The sequence below is a fragment of the Mesorhizobium sp. BH1-1-4 genome (assembly GCF_020165665.1).
Taxonomy (GTDB): Bacteria; Pseudomonadota; Alphaproteobacteria; order Rhizobiales; family Rhizobiaceae; genus Mesorhizobium.
In genome coordinates, this window is sequence record NZ_JAIUIN010000004.1 from 92,255 (window position 1) to 109,783 (window position 17,529).

The 17,529-nt window shown below is 56.8% G+C and carries 16 protein-coding genes and 1 pseudogene; 11 read left to right on the forward strand and 6 right to left on the reverse strand.

All coding sequences use genetic code 11. The annotated features are described in order from the left end of the window. Window positions 1-337: 337 nt before the first annotated feature. The 7 genes from LB569_RS09430 (at window position 338) to LB569_RS09460 (ending at window position 8,338) form a co-directional block, all read left to right on the forward strand. Window positions 338-1,945, forward strand: coding sequence for an ABC transporter substrate-binding protein (locus LB569_RS09430; protein ID WP_224691980.1), 1,608 nt, complete (start codon window positions 338-340; stop codon window positions 1,943-1,945). A 4-nt stretch (window positions 1,946-1,949) separates the two neighbouring features. Continuing rightward, window positions 1,950-2,891, forward strand: a complete 942-nt coding sequence (locus tag LB569_RS09435; RefSeq protein ID WP_224691981.1) for an ABC transporter permease — start codon at window positions 1,950-1,952, stop codon at window positions 2,889-2,891. A gap of 1 nt (window position 2,892) precedes the next feature. Beyond that, the gene (locus tag LB569_RS09440) at window positions 2,893-3,765 is read left to right on the forward strand and encodes an ABC transporter permease (RefSeq protein WP_224691982.1); all 873 of its coding nucleotides are present in this window, start codon (window positions 2,893-2,895) and stop codon (window positions 3,763-3,765) included. A 1-nt stretch (window position 3,766) separates the two neighbouring features. Beyond that, window positions 3,767-4,774: an ABC transporter ATP-binding protein gene (locus LB569_RS09445; RefSeq protein ID WP_224691983.1), complete on the forward strand. Its 1,008-nt coding sequence runs from the start codon at window positions 3,767-3,769 to the stop codon at window positions 4,772-4,774. Beyond that, on the forward strand, window positions 4,771-5,796 hold the full coding sequence (locus LB569_RS09450; RefSeq protein ID WP_224691984.1) for an ABC transporter ATP-binding protein: 1,026 nt from the start codon (window positions 4,771-4,773) through the stop codon (window positions 5,794-5,796). The genes LB569_RS09445 and LB569_RS09450 overlap by 4 nt, the downstream gene beginning before the upstream one ends. A gap of 68 nt (window positions 5,797-5,864) precedes the next feature. Then, window positions 5,865-7,259 carry a CapA family protein gene (locus LB569_RS09455; RefSeq protein ID WP_224691985.1) on the forward strand — a complete coding sequence of 465 codons (1,395 nt, stop codon included), beginning with the start codon at window positions 5,865-5,867 and terminating at the stop codon, window positions 7,257-7,259. A 257-nt stretch (window positions 7,260-7,516) separates the two neighbouring features. Next, window positions 7,517-8,338, forward strand: a complete 822-nt coding sequence (locus LB569_RS09460) for an enolase C-terminal domain-like protein (RefSeq protein WP_224692291.1) — start codon at window positions 7,517-7,519, stop codon at window positions 8,336-8,338. Here the strand turns inward: LB569_RS09460 and tnpC are convergent. The 4 genes and pseudogenes from tnpC to LB569_RS09480 form a co-directional block, all read right to left on the reverse strand. After that, window positions 8,227-9,654 (reverse strand): annotated as a pseudogene (tnpC, locus tag LB569_RS09465) (IS66 family transposase); the annotation flags it as partial. The gene LB569_RS09460 and the pseudogene tnpC overlap by 112 nt on opposite strands. Before the next feature lie 45 nt (window positions 9,655-9,699). Beyond that, window positions 9,700-10,047 (reverse strand): IS66 family insertion sequence element accessory protein TnpB, encoded by a 348-nt coding sequence (gene tnpB / locus LB569_RS09470; protein WP_224691986.1) that lies wholly within the window; start codon window positions 10,045-10,047, stop codon window positions 9,700-9,702. Beyond that, window positions 10,044-10,439, reverse strand: coding sequence for an IS66-like element accessory protein TnpA (tnpA, locus tag LB569_RS09475; RefSeq protein WP_224691987.1), 396 nt, complete (start codon window positions 10,437-10,439; stop codon window positions 10,044-10,046). The genes tnpB and tnpA overlap by 4 nt, the downstream gene beginning before the upstream one ends. A gap of 100 nt (window positions 10,440-10,539) precedes the next feature. Continuing rightward, complete coding sequence (locus LB569_RS09480) at window positions 10,540-11,424, reverse strand: MurR/RpiR family transcriptional regulator (RefSeq protein ID WP_224691988.1); 885 nt, start codon at window positions 11,422-11,424, stop codon at window positions 10,540-10,542. Between the two features lie 231 nt (window positions 11,425-11,655). Between LB569_RS09480 and LB569_RS09485 the strand changes: the two genes are divergently transcribed. The 3 genes from LB569_RS09485 to LB569_RS09495 are packed head-to-tail and all read left to right on the forward strand — an operon-like array spanning window position 11,656 to window position 14,771. Then, a complete protein-coding gene (locus LB569_RS09485) occupies window positions 11,656-12,981 on the forward strand; it encodes an aspartate aminotransferase family protein (protein ID WP_224691989.1) in 1,326 nt (441 codons plus the stop codon). Between the two features lie 10 nt (window positions 12,982-12,991). Continuing rightward, on the forward strand, window positions 12,992-13,540 hold the full coding sequence (locus LB569_RS09490) for a carboxymuconolactone decarboxylase family protein (RefSeq protein WP_224691990.1): 549 nt from the start codon (window positions 12,992-12,994) through the stop codon (window positions 13,538-13,540). A 49-nt stretch (window positions 13,541-13,589) separates the two neighbouring features. Further along, on the forward strand, window positions 13,590-14,771 hold the full coding sequence (locus tag LB569_RS09495) for a M20 family metallopeptidase (RefSeq protein WP_224691991.1): 1,182 nt from the start codon (window positions 13,590-13,592) through the stop codon (window positions 14,769-14,771). A gap of 680 nt (window positions 14,772-15,451) precedes the next feature. Here LB569_RS09495 and LB569_RS09500 read toward each other — a convergent pair. Then, complete coding sequence (locus LB569_RS09500) at window positions 15,452-15,724, reverse strand: hypothetical protein (RefSeq protein WP_224691992.1); 273 nt, start codon at window positions 15,722-15,724, stop codon at window positions 15,452-15,454. A gap of 49 nt (window positions 15,725-15,773) precedes the next feature. After that, window positions 15,774-15,911: a YHYH domain-containing protein gene (locus LB569_RS32005; protein WP_224691993.1), complete on the reverse strand. Its 138-nt coding sequence runs from the start codon at window positions 15,909-15,911 to the stop codon at window positions 15,774-15,776. 118 nt (window positions 15,912-16,029) lie between these two features. Here LB569_RS32005 and LB569_RS09510 point away from each other — a divergent pair, with 118 nt between their 5' ends. Beyond that, entirely contained in the window at window positions 16,030-17,091 is a 1,062-nt protein-coding gene (locus LB569_RS09510) for a DMT family transporter (RefSeq protein WP_224691994.1), read from the forward strand. The last annotated feature ends 438 nt before the right edge of the window (window positions 17,092-17,529 follow it).

Genomic DNA, 17,529 nt, shown 5'->3' on the forward strand with positions numbered 1-17,529 from the left:
ACAGGTGAATAGCTTCATGCGCTAATTCCCACGCCAACGGCCATTCACTGCGTAAAAGAAAAGATCACTCACAAAAAACGATGAGGCTCAGCGGCGGCGAGCTATCTGCGCAATCTGAATCGAATGTCTCAATTTAATTCGTGTGAGACAAGCGTTGCATACACCGAAAAAGAGATTTATGAATGCAGTCAGGTCGTGGAGCCCGGTGAAGCAGAAGCGCACGAAGCGGCCAGATTTTTGAAGGAAAGGTGCCCGTTAGAGCTGCGTCTTCGATGTCTTCCCGAAGATGCAGTCAAAGTTGCGTATAGGACTTCCAACTAGAAAAGGGGAATGAACAATGACTGTATCTCGACGCAGTGCGCTGAAATTGGCCATGGCAGCCGGAGCATCGCTCTCTATGCCATCCATCCTCCGCGCGCAGACAACTTCAGCCGACCCGAAAACTGTCCGTATGGTCATGGGCGACGCCCTTACCGCTTTCGATCCAATCTTCACCTCCAGTGACGTCACAGCCAGCCACGCTATGGCCATCTACGACACGTTGTTCGCTTTGGACTCGCAGCTTAAGTCGCAGCCTCAAATGGTCGAGAAATGGACCCTGTCTGAGGACAAAAAGACCTATACGTTTCAACTGAGAGAGGGCCTCGAATGGCATGATGGCACACCAGTGACGGCTGGAGACTGCGTGGCCTCGGTTCGACGATGGGCCCAAGTCGACGCCGGCGGACAACTCATCATGTCACGGGCACAAGACGTTTTGAAGAAGGATGACAAAACGTTTGCGATCGTTCTGAAGGAGCCACTGCCAATATTGATAGACATCCTGGGCGCATCCAGCGGCTACTACTTGGCTGTAATGCGTGAGAAAGATGCAAAGTTGGCTGCCACTGAGCAAGTGACCGCAAACATCGGTTCAGGACCATTCAAATTCAACCAGGAACTCGCTCGTCCAGGCGCTAGTTTCGCCTATGATCGCAACGAGGCTTACGTGCCGCGGAAACAACCGCAGGACGGATATGCGGGCGGCAAAACTGCGAAGGTGGATCGAGTCGTTTGGGATCAAATCTCAGATCCGCAGACCGCCGTGGGAGCACTGCAGACGGGTGAAATTGATCTCATTGAAAGGCCAAGCGCAGATCTGTTCCCGGTTATTACGACTGATCCCAGCCTCGAACTTCAAGTGTTGAATGAATCCGGTCAGGACTGGTGCCTGCGAATGAATTTCCTTCAACCGCCGTTCGACAACGTGAAAGCGCGCCAGGCTGTTCTGCACTTGCTCGACCAGGAAGCGTTCTTGCGGGTAATCGCTCCGGATGCGCGCTACGGCCATACAGTCACTTCGATCTTCGGGAACAGTACTCATTACTCGAACGATGAAAATACCGGTTGGTTCAAGAAGGGTGGAGATGCGGAAAAAGCCACGCAACTTCTAAAGGAAGCGGGATATACGGGCCAAAAAGTCCTGATTCTTCAAGACTCCACCCAGCCGGCACACAGAGATGCCTCGCAGCTTCTCGCAGACTCCCTGCGAAGAATCGGGATGGATGTTGAACTCGCGGCCAGCGATTGGGGTGGGCTTTCTAAGCGCCGAACGAACAAGGGACCTGTTGAAAGCGGCGGTTGGAGCATGTTTATGACCACCGATACCGACTTTCTCATGAGCGATCCGACATCGCAGATCTTCATGAATGCAGGTGGCGAAAAGGCTTGGTATGGCTGGCCGAAGAACGAGGAGTACGAGGCACTCCGAGCCAAGTGGCCAGACGTCGAGACTCTAGACGAACGCAAGGTGTTAGCCCGACAAATGCAGAAAATCTGGTGGGATTTCGTCGGCGATATCAGGCTTGGCCAGGAACTGAGGCCCGTCGCCCGGCGCAAGGAACTCACCGGCATTGTCGGTATGCCTATCAACCGTGTCGCGTTGTGGAACATGGAAAAGGCGTGAGTCCATGACGTTCTACATCATCCGCAGGATGATCTCGGCCATCGCCGTCATGGCGATGGTCGGAGCGTTTATTTTCCTTCTTGTGAGATTTGCGCCAGGCGACCCTGCCGTCATTATCGCCGGTCCAACAGCCACGGAAGCGGTCGTCGCCGGTATCCGCGATCAGATGGGCTTGAATGATCCTTTGGCGGCTCAGTTCATCCGTTGGGTTCAAGAGATTGTTAGTGGCAATCTCGGGACCTCAATATTTTCTGGCCGTCCCGTCAGTGAGTTGATCGCTCAACGCTTGCAGCCTACCATCTCGCTATCACTGCTGACGGTATTCCTCTCGGTGATTGTCGGGATATCCTTCGGCGTCCTTGCCGCATGGCGGGCGGGGGGGCTGGCAGATCGCTTTCTAATCGGTTTCTCTGCTATCGGATTCTCTGTCCCTGTATTTGTGATCGGCTATTTCCTGGTCTACCTGTTTGCGATCCAGACACATTGGCTGCCTGTTCAGGGATACAAGCCGATAGGGCAGGGTATGACACCTTGGCTCGTGCACTTGATCCTTCCAACACTGACTTTAAGTCTGGCGTACATTGCTTTTATTGCCCGGATAACCAGGGCGAGCATGCTCGAGGTTCTATCGGAAGATTATATGCGCACGGCCGCAGCCAAAGGTGCGTCGTCCTATGCCATGCTGTTCCATCATGCTTTGAAAAATGCTGGCGTCCCGATCCTTACTGCGGTTGGACTAAGTTTCGCCGGCCTTGTCGGCGGCGTCGTCCTTACGGAGACCGTGTTCAACATACCGGGCATCGGTCGCCTGGTTGTCGATGCCATTAACGGGCGGGACTATCCCATAATTCAAAGCGTTCTGATTATCGTCTCGGGCCTTTATGTCCTGATCAATCTCATGGTCGATCTTGCTTACACGCTGATCGATCCGCGTATTCGGTACTGATATGGTCATCTCAACATCACGGACACAATCTGGCTCGCAGGATCGTTTTCGGATCTCAGCTCTTGCCCGTCGCCACCGTCTGGTCCTAACCGGCGGCGGTCTCCTCGTACTCCTGATTTTTCTTTCACTTCTTGCTCCATTCTATGCCGGTGATCCGGGAAGAATGGATCCATTCGCTCGCCTGCAGCCTCCCTCTGGTGATCATTGGCTTGGTGCCGACAATCTGGGCCGTGATGTTTTGGTCCGGACCATTTACGGCGCGCGTATATCGCTCCTGGTCGGGCTGGCGTCAGCTCTGGTGGCAGCCCTGGCAGGGCTCATGATCGGCATCGTGGCTGGATACATCCGCCCATTCGACAACATAGTCATGCGATTCATGGACGCCTTGATGTCCATTCCGACGATACTCTTGGCCATCGCGCTAATTTCCTTGACTGGATCTGGCATCGGAATTCTGGTCCTGGCTATCGCTATTCCCGAAATACCGGGTGTGACCCGGCTTGTTCGCTCGATTGTCCTAAGCGTGCGAGAGCGACCATACGTCGAGGCAGCTGTTTGCGGTGGCGCTCGTCTTCCGAAGATCTTGTGGCGCCACGTTCTTCCGAGCACTCTTCCCCCACTCATGGTTCAAAGTGCGATTGTCTGCGGAAATGCGATTTTGACCGAAGCCGGCTTGAGCTTTCTGGGCATTGGCGTGCCGCCAGAGATTCCAAGTTGGGGAAATATGATTTCCAGCTCGCGCCTTTATCTTTCCATCGCTCCGCTGACGCTCTTTGCCCCTGGCATTTGCCTTGCTGTTACAGTGCTGGCTGTCAATCTATTCGGGGACGGCTTACGCGATCTTTTCGATCCGCGCGCGAAGCGGAGGCGTTGATATGAAGATGCTGAATAGTGTCGACAACGATGTTCTTCTCGACGTTCGTAATCTTGAAACCCACTTCTTTGGTGAAGATAGCATCACCCGCGCCGTCGGCGGGGTGAGCTTTCAGGTCAGAAAAGGCGAAACGCTCGGTGTGGTTGGCGAATCGGGATGCGGTAAAAGCGTCACTTCTCTGTCCATTCTGCGCCTCCTGCCAAAGCTAACTGCCCGGACGGTTGGCGGAGAGGTTCGGTTCCACGGACAGGACCTGCTCAAGCTTTCAGACCAGGAAATGCGAAAAATCCGCGGCAATAAGATTGCCATGATATTCCAGGACCCGATGACCAGCCTAAGCCCGGTTCACACTATCGGCCGACAGATCGCTGAAGCTGTGGAAATTCACACCCGGGCCTCGCGTTCCGCAGCAATGGCAAAGGCAGAGGAGATGCTGCGTCTGGTGCGTATCGCCGACCCCGACCGCCGGCTGAAGAACTATCCGCATGAAATGTCGGGCGGCATGCGCCAACGCGCGATGATTGCCATGGCGCTTGCCTGTTCACCGGAGCTGTTGATTGCTGATGAGCCGACTACAGCTCTGGACGTGACTATTCAGGCGCAAATCCTCAGATTGATTGTCGACCTCAAAGAGCGAACAGGTACCTCGGTGATGTTTATCACTCACGATCTCGGCGTGGTCGCCGAGACGTGTCAGCGCGTCATCGTGATGTACGCCGGGAAGATTGTTGAGCAGGCGACTGTCGTCGGCCTCTTTGCGCGGCCCATGCATCCGTACACCAAGGCACTAATGCGCTCTGTTCCCGACAGGCGCCGCGGAAGGGAACGTCGTCTGCCGGAGATTCCAGGGATCGTGCCGAGCTTGCGCGCGCCTATTATCGGATGCAGCTTTGCCCCGCGCTGTTCGTATGCGACCGACATCTGCAGGGAGAAAACGCCTGTCCTAGAAGACCACGGGCCGGGGCACGCAGCAGCCTGCTGGCATGTAGAGAAGGTGCTGAGCGTATGAACGGTCCACTGCTTCAAGTCGAGAACTTGATTAAGCACTATCCGCTGGGTGGCGGGTTTTCGAAGAGAGACGTCCCGGTAATCAGGGCGGTCCAGGACGTGTCATTTTCCGTCGAGGCAGGCGAGACCCTCTGCATCGTAGGGGAATCGGGCTGCGGCAAGTCGACCATTGCACGGCTCCTGATGCGCCTTGTCGACCCAACCGAGGGCCGCGTGCTCCTTGAAGGCGTTGATATCGCAAGCCTGAAGAAACACGAGCTCCGACATCAACGCCGTCGAATGCAGATGGTGTTCCAGGATCCCTACTCTTCGCTAAACCCACGGCTCTCGGCGGGCCAGATCATCACTGAGCCAGTTGAGAATTTTGAGCGCTTGAACCGAAAGCAGCGGGAGGCGCTGGCAGCACAGCTTCTGCAACAGGTGGGTCTTGCTCCGGAGATCATGCACCGGCTTCCCTCGGAACTATCGGGAGGGCAACGCCAACGTCTCGGCATTGCGAGGGCGTTGTCGCTGAAACCGGCAATTATTATCGCTGACGAGGCGGTTTCGGCTCTCGATGTCTCCGTCCAAGCGCAGATCCTGAACCTGCTTATGGATCTCCAGCAAGAGCTGGGCATCGCTTTCGTCTTTATCTCTCATGACCTTGGCGTCGTCGAGCATATCGGCCACAAGGTGGCGGTCATGTATCTGGGACGCATGGTGGAACTCGCCAGGTGCGAAGATCTGTTTGCCAATCCCGTGCATCCTTATACCGAAGCCCTGATCGCGGCCGCTCCGGTGCCCGACCCAACTCACCGCAGTTTGGAAGCACGCCTGGAAGGAGAAGTTCCAAGCCCCGTGAATCCACCGACGGGATGTGCATTTCACCCTCGGTGTCCACTCGCGGTTGATCGGTGCAGACAGGAGGTTCCTGCGTTGATTTCGATGCAAGATGGCCGCTCGGTCGCGTGTCACGTGCGCACTTCGGTTCTTCGAAACGCTTCCAGTAGCTCTCCTAGCCAGCCCCTTCTCGCCAGTTACTGAACGGCGATGCTGGCGAAGCTTGGGACTACCCGAGTATCTTCATTTCAAAGCGACTGTCTGGAGAACAGATGAACGGCGATCATAAAATCGACGATACCCAACAGCATGAACATTCGCACAGCTACGATGAGACCGGTTCTTTGGCGACCAATGTCGACAACGGCTTTACGCTTGTTGCAGTTGGAGACCTGATCGTATCGCGACGCTTAACGAACGGCTCCCATCCCGGTTTCGCGCAAATTGTTGACGTCTTGAAAGCGGCGGATGTCACCTTCGGCAACCTGGAAACCAACATTTTCGACATCCGCACTTTCCAAGGAAGCCCGCAAGCAGAGTACGGGGGAGCGTATCACGTCAGCTTGCCTGAGACGGGGCCAGATCTGAGGAACATTGGGTTCAATCTGGTTAGTTACGCAAACAATCACGCTTTCGACTGGGGCGTGGAGGGCATGCGCCTCACATGCCGCGTGCTCGACGAAAACGGTATCGTCTATGCTGGTGTTGGCGAAACTCTGTCACAGGCGGGTGCTGCACGTTTTGTGGAAACACCCAAAGGACGCGTGGGATTGGTTTCGTCCGCGTCCACGTTTACGCCTATGTCACGTGCCTGCGATGCAGCGGGTGAAGCTCCGGCTAGACCTGGGATCAACACTCTGCGGTTGGAGAGGAGCATCGTTGTGGAGCCCAAAATGCTCGACAGCCTGCGGATGGTACGAGACTCGCTGCCGAACTTTGGGCGATCCGGTTCCCAATCAGAGAAAGTAAAGGTTGCGACTGTCACCTTCAGAGCCGGCGAGCGGCCAGGGTATTCCTATGAGCCAAACCCCAAGGACGTCGCGAACATCCTCCGAAACATTCGCCGCGGCAAGCAGTTTTCTGACTTCTGCATCTTTACAAATCATGGGCATGAGCCGGGCAATTGGAGTGAAGAACCAGCCGACTATGAACGAGAATTTGCACATCGGACTATCGATGCAGGGGCTGATGCTTACATCGTACACGGACCGCACCGACTGCGGGGTATCGAAATCTACAAGGGCCGGCCAATTTTCTACAGCCTGGGCAACTTCATGATGGACGATCTTCGGACACCTGTGGGCGCCGATATGTACGACGTCTATGGCAAGGAGTTGGTAGACGCCACAGACGCTGACGTGACCGTGTCCGAAATGGCATCGGGGTACGAAACTTCCCCCGGTTTCAGCGCCCCTGTATTCTATGAGAGCATCATGGCGGTAAGCCGCTTCGAGGAAAACACACTCGCCGAGTTGCGTCTGTACCCCATTGAGCTGGGTCACTCCAAAAGGTTCGCGAACCGAGGAATTCCTACTCTTGCATCTGCGGCGAAGGCCAAGGCGATCTTAGAGCGCTTGCAGAAGCTCTCCGAACCTTATGGGACGCAGATTGCTTTCGAAAACGGCATTGGCGTCATCTGCCTGAAGCGCGGGAAAGAATGCAGCTAGCGTCGTGCTCAGCTGCGCGAGGATGCTTAAGCCTCGGTCCACTCGACCCAGCCCAAAGAGGATTTGACCTGAACCAGCCTGTCTCGTTCGACCGTGAGAACGACCGGAGATCAATGATGAGTACGACACCGCTCTTAGCGCACTCAGAAGGCTCCTATAAGATAAAAACACCTGGCACGAAATCGCAGCAGCCAGCCTTCGCAAGAGAACGAGGACTGCCAGTGTCGGAAGATATTGTGGTGACGAAAGAGCAAACAATGCTCAATCATGAGCTTGCAAGGCCATTGGTAATCGAGTCCGCCGAACTGCGGCTGATCGAACTTCCATTGCTAAAGCCATTTACCATCTCGTCTGGAACAATGACGACGAGCGTGGCGCCCATTGTTGTACTTCGGGGCAATGGATGTGAGGGTTACGCAGAGGGCGTAGCAGACGTTCTGCCTGATTACCTGCCCGAAACAATCGTCTCATCGACGATGATGATGCGCGACGTATTATTGCCGGCTGTCGTGGGTAAGCACATTGCGAACCCGCAAGAGATAGAACGACTGTTTCGCCCTTGGCGCGATCACCAGATGGCAAAGGCTACGGTCGAGATGGCATTTTGGGATCTATGGGCCAAAGTGCTTGGTCTGCCGCTATGGCAGGTTCTCGGAGGTACTCGCTCCCAAATAGAGGTTGGTGCATCCCTAGGGATCAGGGAAATCTCTGAAACCATGGAGGAAGTGGCTCTCCACGTGCAACAGGGCTACCGTCGGATCAAACTGAAGATAAATACCGGCCATGACTTGGAGCTTTTAGATGCAGTGCGCACCAGGTTCCCTCATATCCATCTGACTGTAGATGCGAATTGCTGCTACACACTCTCTGATTTACCTCTGCTACGAAAGCTGGACAGTTATGGTCTCGACTATATCGAGCAACCGTTGGCATGGAACGATTTGCACGATCATGTGCGCTTGCAATCTTTCCTGCCGAGAGCAAAACCACGCAGCGCCCGTTCGGCGGCGTTGTTCGTCAGGCAAATCCGGCCGTCGCCGAGGAAGGCCGTGAAGCTGTCCCAGCGCTTCAGCATGTAGTCGATCGGCTCGGCAACCGGGGAGCTGCGCGACAGCTTTGCTCGCTCGGTCCGCATCCATTCCTCAAACGCATCGACGAGAAGGCGGCTTTCCTGCCGGCGGCGTTCCATACGTTCGCCGGCGGAAATCCCGTTGATCTCGCGCTCGATATCGAACAGGGCGTCGATGCGTTTGACCGCCTCGAACGCGATCGGGGAGATCGGCGCGGCATCCCTGCCACGCTTGGCATTGGTGGCGATGTCGGCAAGCACGAAGAACTTGCGGCGCGCATGCGCCCAGCACAGCGCCTGGGTCAGCGGACTGGGATCGCGGTCCACCTTGAACAGCGGATTGTAGCCGCCATAGGCATCGGCCTGCAGAATGCCGCCAAAGGTCTTCAGATGGCGCTCGGGATGCTCCTGCCGCCGGTCGCGCGAGGCATAGCAGAGTGCCGCCGGCGGCGATGTTCCGCCGAACGGCCGGTCATCCCTGACGTAGGTCCAGATGCGACCGGTATCGGTCTTGCCGCGGGCCAGGATCGGCACGGTGGTGTCATCGCCATGGAGGCGCTCGGCAGCGAGCACATGCGCCTCGATCAGCGCATGCACCGGCTTCAGCGCTGCGGCACACGCGCCAACCTGGTCGGCGAGCGTCGACACACTCAGATCGATGCCTTCACGGGTGTAGCGCTCGCTTTGCCGGTTCAGCGGCTGGTGCTGGGCGAACTTCTCGAACAGGATCATCGCCAGCAGGTTCGGACCGGCAAAGCCGCGCGGCGTCACGTGGAAGGGTGCTGGCGGCTGCGCGATCTTCTCGCAGTCGCGGCAGGTGAACTTCTCGCGCACGGTCTGGATCACCTTCCACTGGCGCGGAATCACCTCCAGCGTCTCGGTGATGTCCTCGCCAAGCTTGGCCAGCTTCCCCGAACCGCAGCACGGGCAGTTTGACGGTGCGGCGATGACGACACGCTCGCGCGGCAAGTGCTCGGGAAACGGCTTCCTTGACGGGCGCCTGCGTTCAAAGGCCCGGACCGTCGATGACCGCGCAGCCAGATCCGCTGCCAGTTCGTCTTCGCTGGCATCAGCCTCCAGCTCCTCGAGCTGCAGCTCCATCTGTTCGAGAAGCCGGGCTTTCCGCTCCGAGCGGCTGCCATGGATCTCGCGCTTCAGCTTCTCGATCTCCAGCCTGAGCCGCGCAATCAGCGCATCCGAGTGCGAGTTCACGGCCTGCGCGCGGGCGGCGAGCGCTTGCGCCTCGAGGCGGGCCGCGCGCTCGGCGAGGATCATCGCGTGCGCACTGGCAAGGTCACCGGGAAGCTGATCGGCCGCATCGGTCATGGCGCGAGGGAATCATATTCGCCCTCGCCATGCCAGCGGTTTTGCTCATCCAGCCGAGCTTGGACGCCAGGTTTTTTGCGGCATTCGCCAGTCGATGCCTTCGAGCAAATAGCCGAGCTGTGCAGGCGTGATCACCACAGTGCCGTCGGCCGCCGAGGGCCAGATGAAGCGGCCGCGCTCAAGCTTCTTGGTGAACAGGCAAGCACCCTGGCCGTCATGCCAGATCACCTTGATCAGGCCACCCTGCCGCCCGCGGAAACAGAACAAGTGGCCGCTGTGCGGATCCCGCTTCAAGGTCTCCTGCACCATCAATGCGAGGCCGGGGAAGCCCTTGCGCATGTCCGTATAACCAGCGGCCAGCCACACCTTCACATCGCGCGGAACCGGGATCATCGCCGCTCCAGCACATCCAGGATCCGGCCGAGCGCCTCACTGTCGATATCACTCTCGACCCGCAGGCGGCGGGCGCCGCCAAGCTCGATCGTCACCATGCTACTCTTCTTGCGCGCTCGGGCGATCGGCGGTGGCTGCGCAGGTGGTTGCGGCGCTGGCAGCGCCTCGACGACTTGCACGGGAACGAGTTGCGGCACGGGCGGCGCGGAGATCTGGCAGAGCTCCTTGCGCCACCGGAAAAGCTGGCTCACATGAATGCCGGCCGATCGCGCAAGCTCCGAAACACTGGCGCCCGGCTCAAATGTCGCCCCGACCAGCCGCTCCTTCTCCTCCCGGGACCAGCGCCGACGCCGCTCGACCGAGGTGATCACTTCAATCTGATGCTTCGTCATAGGGCTACTCCTAGTGCTTGCACTAGGACTTGCAGCCCTTCAGCCTACCTCAGCAAGGCGGTCCTCACCGGATGGGTACGATGCATTCCTTGCTCAACAATCAAATTTTCCGTCGCGGAATTGCCGATGCGTATGTGTTCATTGCAGATAAATGGCTGTCGGCGCGTCTGAGTTCATCAAGGCCGGCCGTGCGGTCTTTGCTTGCCAGCAAACCACAAAGAACTTCCGAAATGGCCAGAGCTGGTGTGAGCGTATGGAAAAATGTGTGACTCTCCGTCGGGAAGAAGACCACGTGGTCGGCGATTGCTGCCAAAGGTGAGACCTCACTGTCTGTAATCGCAATTATTCCCATTCCTTTTTCGTGGGCCACTTCGGCAAGCTCAAGGGTCTGCAGTGAATAGGGGCTTATCGAAACGGCCAGCAGAACATCTTCCGAGGTGGCGCGCATGAGTGCATCTCCGCTCGTGCCGGCGGGAGCATCGAGGTGAATTGTTTTCTCACCCAGCAAAGTCATGACGTAATGGAAATGCCAGGCGACCGAATGGCAAGAGCGCAAACCGAGTACAAAAATCTTTCGAGCTCTGCTGAGGTAATCGGCCATCTTGCTGAGCCGAGAAAGGGTTCCGGATTCGCTTAGACGCGCTATTTGAGCCGACAGACTCTGAAGCATCCGTTGCGCCAGTTCTTCCCCATCGGTGAAGCCGCCGTCCCGCTGCACGGCCTGAGCCGCAAAGCCGTCTGTGCCTGCCCGAATTATATCCGCATGTTGACCGCGAAAATCGTCATAGCCGGAAAACCCTAGAAACTTAGCCAGGCGCGTCATCGTGGAAGGTTGCACGTCTGCATTGCGGGCGAGCTCACGCATCGACACCAATGCCACTTCCTGAGGATGTTCAAGAATGTGCCGGGCAGCCTGCTGCAACTGTATCGACATCTCGTCAAATCGCTCGACAATCAAATTGTGGAGTGGTCCCTTTTGCGACATTTGCTTCGTTCTCGATGAAAATAAGTCATCCGAACCATCCCGTTGATGTGTGCGAAAGTCAAACAATTGCCGAATGGGCGAGGGGGTTTGCTCACCCTGTACCCTGTGTCCGACGAGGACAAATGTTTCACGACAGGCAATCGTAACACAAATGTTGCATGTTGCTTTTGAATCTGCGATTTAGTGGGGGCGAACTGGAACGTTCGCCGAACCCAATCCCGAGAGACAACGATGACGAAACTCCTCCATCGAGCAATAAGTTCGACAATTCCAAGAGCCGTAGCAGGAGAAGGCATCTACATCACCGATAGCGAAGGCCGCGCCTATCTAGATGGCTCGGGCGGTGCCGCTGTGAGTTGCCTGGGCCACAATCATCCCGAGGTGTTGGACGCCATGAAGGCGCAGATGGCGGGGATAAGTTACGCTCATACATCGTTTTTCACGACTGATGTGGCCGAAGAGCTTGCTGAACAGCTTGTTGAGTTGGCGCCGAACGGTCTTGACTATGCGTATCTGGTGTCGGGCGGTTCAGAAGCTGTCGAAGCAGCACTTAAGATGGCTCGCCAGTATTTTGTTGAAATTGGCCAGCCCCAGCGTCGTCACATTATTGCGCGGCGACAAAGCTACCACGGCAACACAATCGGCGCCCTCGCTACTGGTGGCAATGCGTGGCGCCGCGCGCAGTTTAGGCCCATCTTGCCGGAAACCCATCATGTTTCGCCGTGCTATGCATATCGCGACATGCAGACGGGCGAAACCCCCGAGTCTTATGCCGAGCGTCTTGCTGCAGAGTTGGAGTCGAAAATCATTGAACTCGGAGCGGACACAGTCATGGCTTTCGTGGCCGAGCCAGTGGTGGGCGCAACCCTCGGTGCCGTTGCGCCCGTGGCTGGCTATTTCAGGTTGGTCCGGCAAATGTGCAGCAAATATGGCATCTTGCTCATACTCGACGAAGTCATGTGCGGTATGGGTCGCACTGGCACGATGTTTGCTGTGGAGCAGGAAGGCATTGTTCCCGACCTGATGACGATGGCAAAGGGTCTAGGCGGCGGCTACCAACCAATTGGCGCAGTGATGTTATCTGAGACGATCTATCGCGCGTTCGCGGATGGGTCGGGGTTGTTTCAGCACGGGCATACATACATCGGTCATCCGATCGCTGCAGCGGCTGCCAATAAGGTTGTCGAAATCGTGAGACGTCCAGAAATGATGGGAAACGTCGTCAGAATGGGAGAGCGCTTGCAGGCTGGCCTCGACGCGGCGCTAGGGGAATGTCCTTACGTCGGCGACATTCGGGGTAGAGGCCTCTTTCGCGGGATAGAAATTGTCACAGACAAGGACACGAAGCAGCCTTTTGATCCCACTCGCAAAATCAATTCCAGGATAAAGCAGGAGGCGATGCGGCGAGGGCTGATGTGCTACCCGATGGGCGGCACAGTCGATGGGGTCCATGGCGACCATGTCCTGCTCGCGCCTCCGTATATCATTCAGCCTGAGCAGATCGACATGATCATCGATCGGCTGGCTGCAGCTATACATGCCGCGGTTGCGGAGTGAGCGTTCGGCCATGAAAGAGTTTCCCATGACATGTCGCTGTGCGCCGATAAGCGACCAACACTGGCCCGCCGAAATAGCAGATATGAAGGCCGGATTTGCAGGCGCGCTGAACGTCTATCGAACCATGGCCCACCATCCAGCACTGCTGAAAGCGTGGGCTCCACTGCGCCAACATATCGTCAAAGAAAGCGCCCTGGGGCCGGTTCGATCCGAACTCGTTATCTTACGCGCCGCACATCGGATGGGCTCAGCCTATGAATGGGCCCACCATGTGAGCCGCGCTCGAAAGCTTGGAATTTCCGACGCACGAATACGGTCGATGCAAAGCTCGCCCGACGGTGAGGACGGGATGATTGCCCTGGCTGTCGATGCACTCTTTGACGGTGCGCGGCTACCTCCGAATATTGAAAGCGCACTTTGCGAATCCTTGGGAATCCAGGCTGTCTTCGACCTCATGGCGACGGTCGGCTTCTATATGGTGCTTGGATTCATATTGAACACCTATGGTACCCCCTTAGACGAGGCAGTTGCCGCCGAAATGGCAGAGAGAACACTTTAATAAGACCGCAAAAAGCGTGACCGCCCACCTAAGCAGCAACGAGGTTACCATGAACGTTCTCACCAACGGCGTCCTTGCGGAACTGGAACGCGAAGCGGTCCGTGAGATGCGCCATGCGATGCATCGCGAGCCAGAACTCTCGAACCAGGAATGGAAAACGCAAAAAAGGATTGTGCAGACCCTGGAGAAATTCGGCCTCACCGGCTCGAAGACGTTTCATGGGACCGGCGTCTACGTTGATATTGTTGGGCTCTCCCCCGGGCCAAACCGTGCAATTGCGCTGCGAGGAGACATCGACGCCTTGCCAATTCAAGAAGATCGAAATGATTTGACGTACAGATCGCAGGTACCGGGGGTTATGCATGCGTGCGGCCATGACCTGCACGCTTCGATCGCTTTGGGCGCCGCACTTGCTTTCCATCGCCTGCGGCAAGCGTTTTCGGGCAAAGTGCGCGTGTTTTTTCAACCAGCAGAAGAAGCCGAACCGCTTGGTGGCCGTACGGTCGTGGAGGAAAAACTGCTTGAAGGATTTGATGCCGCAGTCGGGCTTCATGTCAATACGGAGATTCCGGTCGGATCCTACGGCGCACGTGCGGGGGCTGTTACAAAATCGGCCGATCAGTTTGCAGTCGAACTGATTGGAACTATGGCGCATGGCGCAAAGCCGCATCTCGGCGTCGATGCCATATCCATGGCCGGCGCCTTTATCAACGAAGTCCAGAAGGTTGTCTCCCGCGAAATGCCGGTTGACGACGGCGCAGTCGTTACCATCGGCACAATTAGAGGAGGGGAGGCATCCAATATAATCTGCCCGTCCGTAGTCATGACGGGAACAATCCGGACAAGTAGTCTAGAACGCCGTGAGCTGCTGGTGCGACGGGTTTGCGAGGTGGCAGAGGGTGTCGCCGCCATGCATCGAGGCAAGGCGAGTTTCACCTCTCAATCTGGTGACCCTCTCGTATTCAACGATCCAGGGATGGTTGAACGGTTCCGTAAGCTTGTCATTCAACTTGAGGGCGCAGACAAGTATGTTCAAAGGCCCCCGACCTCGGGCAGCGATGATTTCGGCTACTACTCAGCTTGTGTGCCGTCGATCTATTTCTGGTTTGGCAGCCGAGAGCCGGGCAATGAGGCTGGGGTGCACACCCCCACCTTCGGAGTTTCTGATAAGGTTCTCATTCCAACCACGGAGCTTGCTGTTCAATATTGTTTGCAGCTCTTGCTCGATTAACTTGCGCTGCCTCTTCACGCATTTTCCGCTAACGCCGGGTGCTTATGCGCTCTCGCAGCACGCGGTATCCTGTGATGAGCAGCTGAAGCTGAAGGAAGTGGAGAAGCTGAAGCCGCAGCCTACTTCGCAAGGCAAGTGAAATGAACCTCGCTTTCCTCGCGACACAGCATCTGGCCGGTGGCAGGGCGGCGGGCTAGATGTGTCCCCGGTCAGCTGCCCATTGCCTGCCTCAACACGCCCGACCGCGCGCATCGCCGCAACGAGGACTTAATCCTATGTGCTGAGCCGCATGACAAGCCGGCGTTATCCGTTTTCGCAGCCTACGCCATCGCCGTCGCGGTCGAGATCATAGATATCCGTGCCTACGACAGTGACCGGCCCGCGTACGTAGGCGGGCCCATTGCCCTTTCCAGAGGAGCAATCGACGTCGCTGGCTATGGGAACACAGGCCCCCGTGTAGTTTGGGTCGCATGCATCTTCAGCATGAGCGCAGCCGATGAAAGATGCCACACCAAAAGCGACAGCGCCTACACGACGGTGAACCATACTATAGACCCACCCGCATATTCTGTTACCCTCGGCTAGGTCGGACAATTAAAGATGGCTTCAGAAATAGTCGGCTACGCAATGAGAGGGTTGCCTGATCAGCGCCCGCTGAGGTTCGGATCAGCGCTTCCATCTCAGTCGTCGATCTCTTCGCCTTCGTCGTCTTCGTTTGACCCGCGAGAAGGATCTTCGACGAACGTCTGGCAACCTTCATTAAATGAATTGCTGTTGGAGCTACAAGCACTCTCGTCCGAAATTTGGTTTTGTTCGGCCCATTCGTAGCCAGCCTTGTGGCCGGAGCAATCTTCGGTGCACTCATTTCCGCCGAAGGTTTGCTGCGCAAGGGCTGGAGTAGCCAACGCCACGGAAAACGCCACGGCTATCTTGGCGATCGTTAGAAATTTCATCTGCGTAATCCTACAAAACCGGAGCCAATGCCGGTAGGCTGCCCAGAAACTAATGGCAGTGATACTCGCCGGTCTTATGGTTGGTGTGACACCCATTTGAATCGGTGCCGCCGCCATGCGCATGGGCGCTCGCCGCGAAAGCCCAAATAGTTAGAGCCGAAATTGTCGAAATAAGCGCTGATTTCATTTTACCCCTCCCAAGTTAATTCTAAGTAGAGCACCATCATGGATACAAAGCAAATGGAGCACTGACGGGACGGAACGCTGGCCTTTCTGTCAGCACTTGCCTGATGTAGGGTGTTGCAATGTCTAAAGCTCACTCGCACCTCTGGCCCGGCGTCCCGCTCGCGCTCGGGTCTGCTGCGCTCTTCGGGGCAGTGTCGCCACTGTCTAAGGTCATCCTGGAAGCAGTGAGCCCGCTGATGCTGGCGGGTCTGCTATACCTCGGTGCGGGCCTCGGCCTCGGCCTATTTTGGATTTGTCGCCGATCGATTGGGCGTGATCAAAACGAAGCGGCGTTGCAGCCAACCGATTTCCCTTGGCTGTGTGCAGCCATTGCCATGGGTGGCGTGGTTGGACCTGTGTTGCTCATGTCCGGATTGGCCCTGACTACGGCGTCAAGCGCGGCATTGCTTCTTAATGTGGAGGGATTGGCCACGATGGCTGTTGCGTGGCTGGTCTTTCGTGAAAACGTTGATCAGCGGCTTTTAATGGGTGCCGGCGCCATCCTGTGCGGCGCCGTTGTACTGGCCTGGACGGGTCAAGGCGTCACGCTCGATAGCGGTGCACTGCTTGTCGTCGGAGCCTGCGTAGCTTGGGGTATCGACAATAACCTGACTCGCAAAATTTCAGCTTCGGACCCGGTAACGATTGCCATGCTGAAGGGCTTGGTGGCTGGAACGGTAAACATCGGCTTGGCGCTGATCTCTGGCGCCACATTCCCCCATGCTTCCTCGTTAAGAGCGGCGGCGGCAGTTGGGTTCCTGGGCGTTGGAGTGAGCCTCGTAATGTTCATCCTGGCCTTGCGTCACCTAGGCACAGCGCGTACGGGCGCGTATTACTCTTTGGCGCCGTTCATCGGAGCGCTATTGGCAATTTTGCTACTCGGAGAGCCTCTTACCGTCCGACTCCTTGTGGCGGGTGCGCTCATGGCTGTCGGCCTCTACCTCCATTTGGCAGAGCGTCACGTACATGAGCATGAGCATGAGGCACTAGAGCACGAACATAGTCATGTTCACGATGAACATCACCAGCATCCCCACGACGGGCCCGTGACCGAGCCTCACTCTCATTGGCACAAGCACGTCCCCATGAGACACAAGCATCCTCACTACCCTGACCTTCACCATCGGCACGAACACCAATAACCCCGCGAGAACCGGAAGAGGTCGTCGCGACAGTGGCGGCCCTGACTTTTCTCCGCGTGGGCTCAACTTCTTCGCGCACCTGTCGCAACGAGCCATCTCCGGGCAGTGACATCCTCCCCTGGCGTCAGATAGCGCACCCGGATTGTCTTCAGAACCTTTCGAAGCACCTGTCTAAGCTAGCTCGAAATTCCAACCTATTCTGAGGCTGGGCGCTGCTCCGCACCCTGCTGGTTGAGGAGCGTTGCCAGCCCGGCAATAATCTGTGGCATGACAAATGGCTTGGTGATCATCAGGCTGTCAGGCACTCCAAGCGATGGCCAGTCGTCGGCGCTATCTCCGCTCATGTAAATAACAGGCATATTGGGCCGGGCCACGTCCCACCCGGTCGGCCGCTTGCCCTCAGCGAAATCAGAGGATACGACGGAACTTATATCAAAT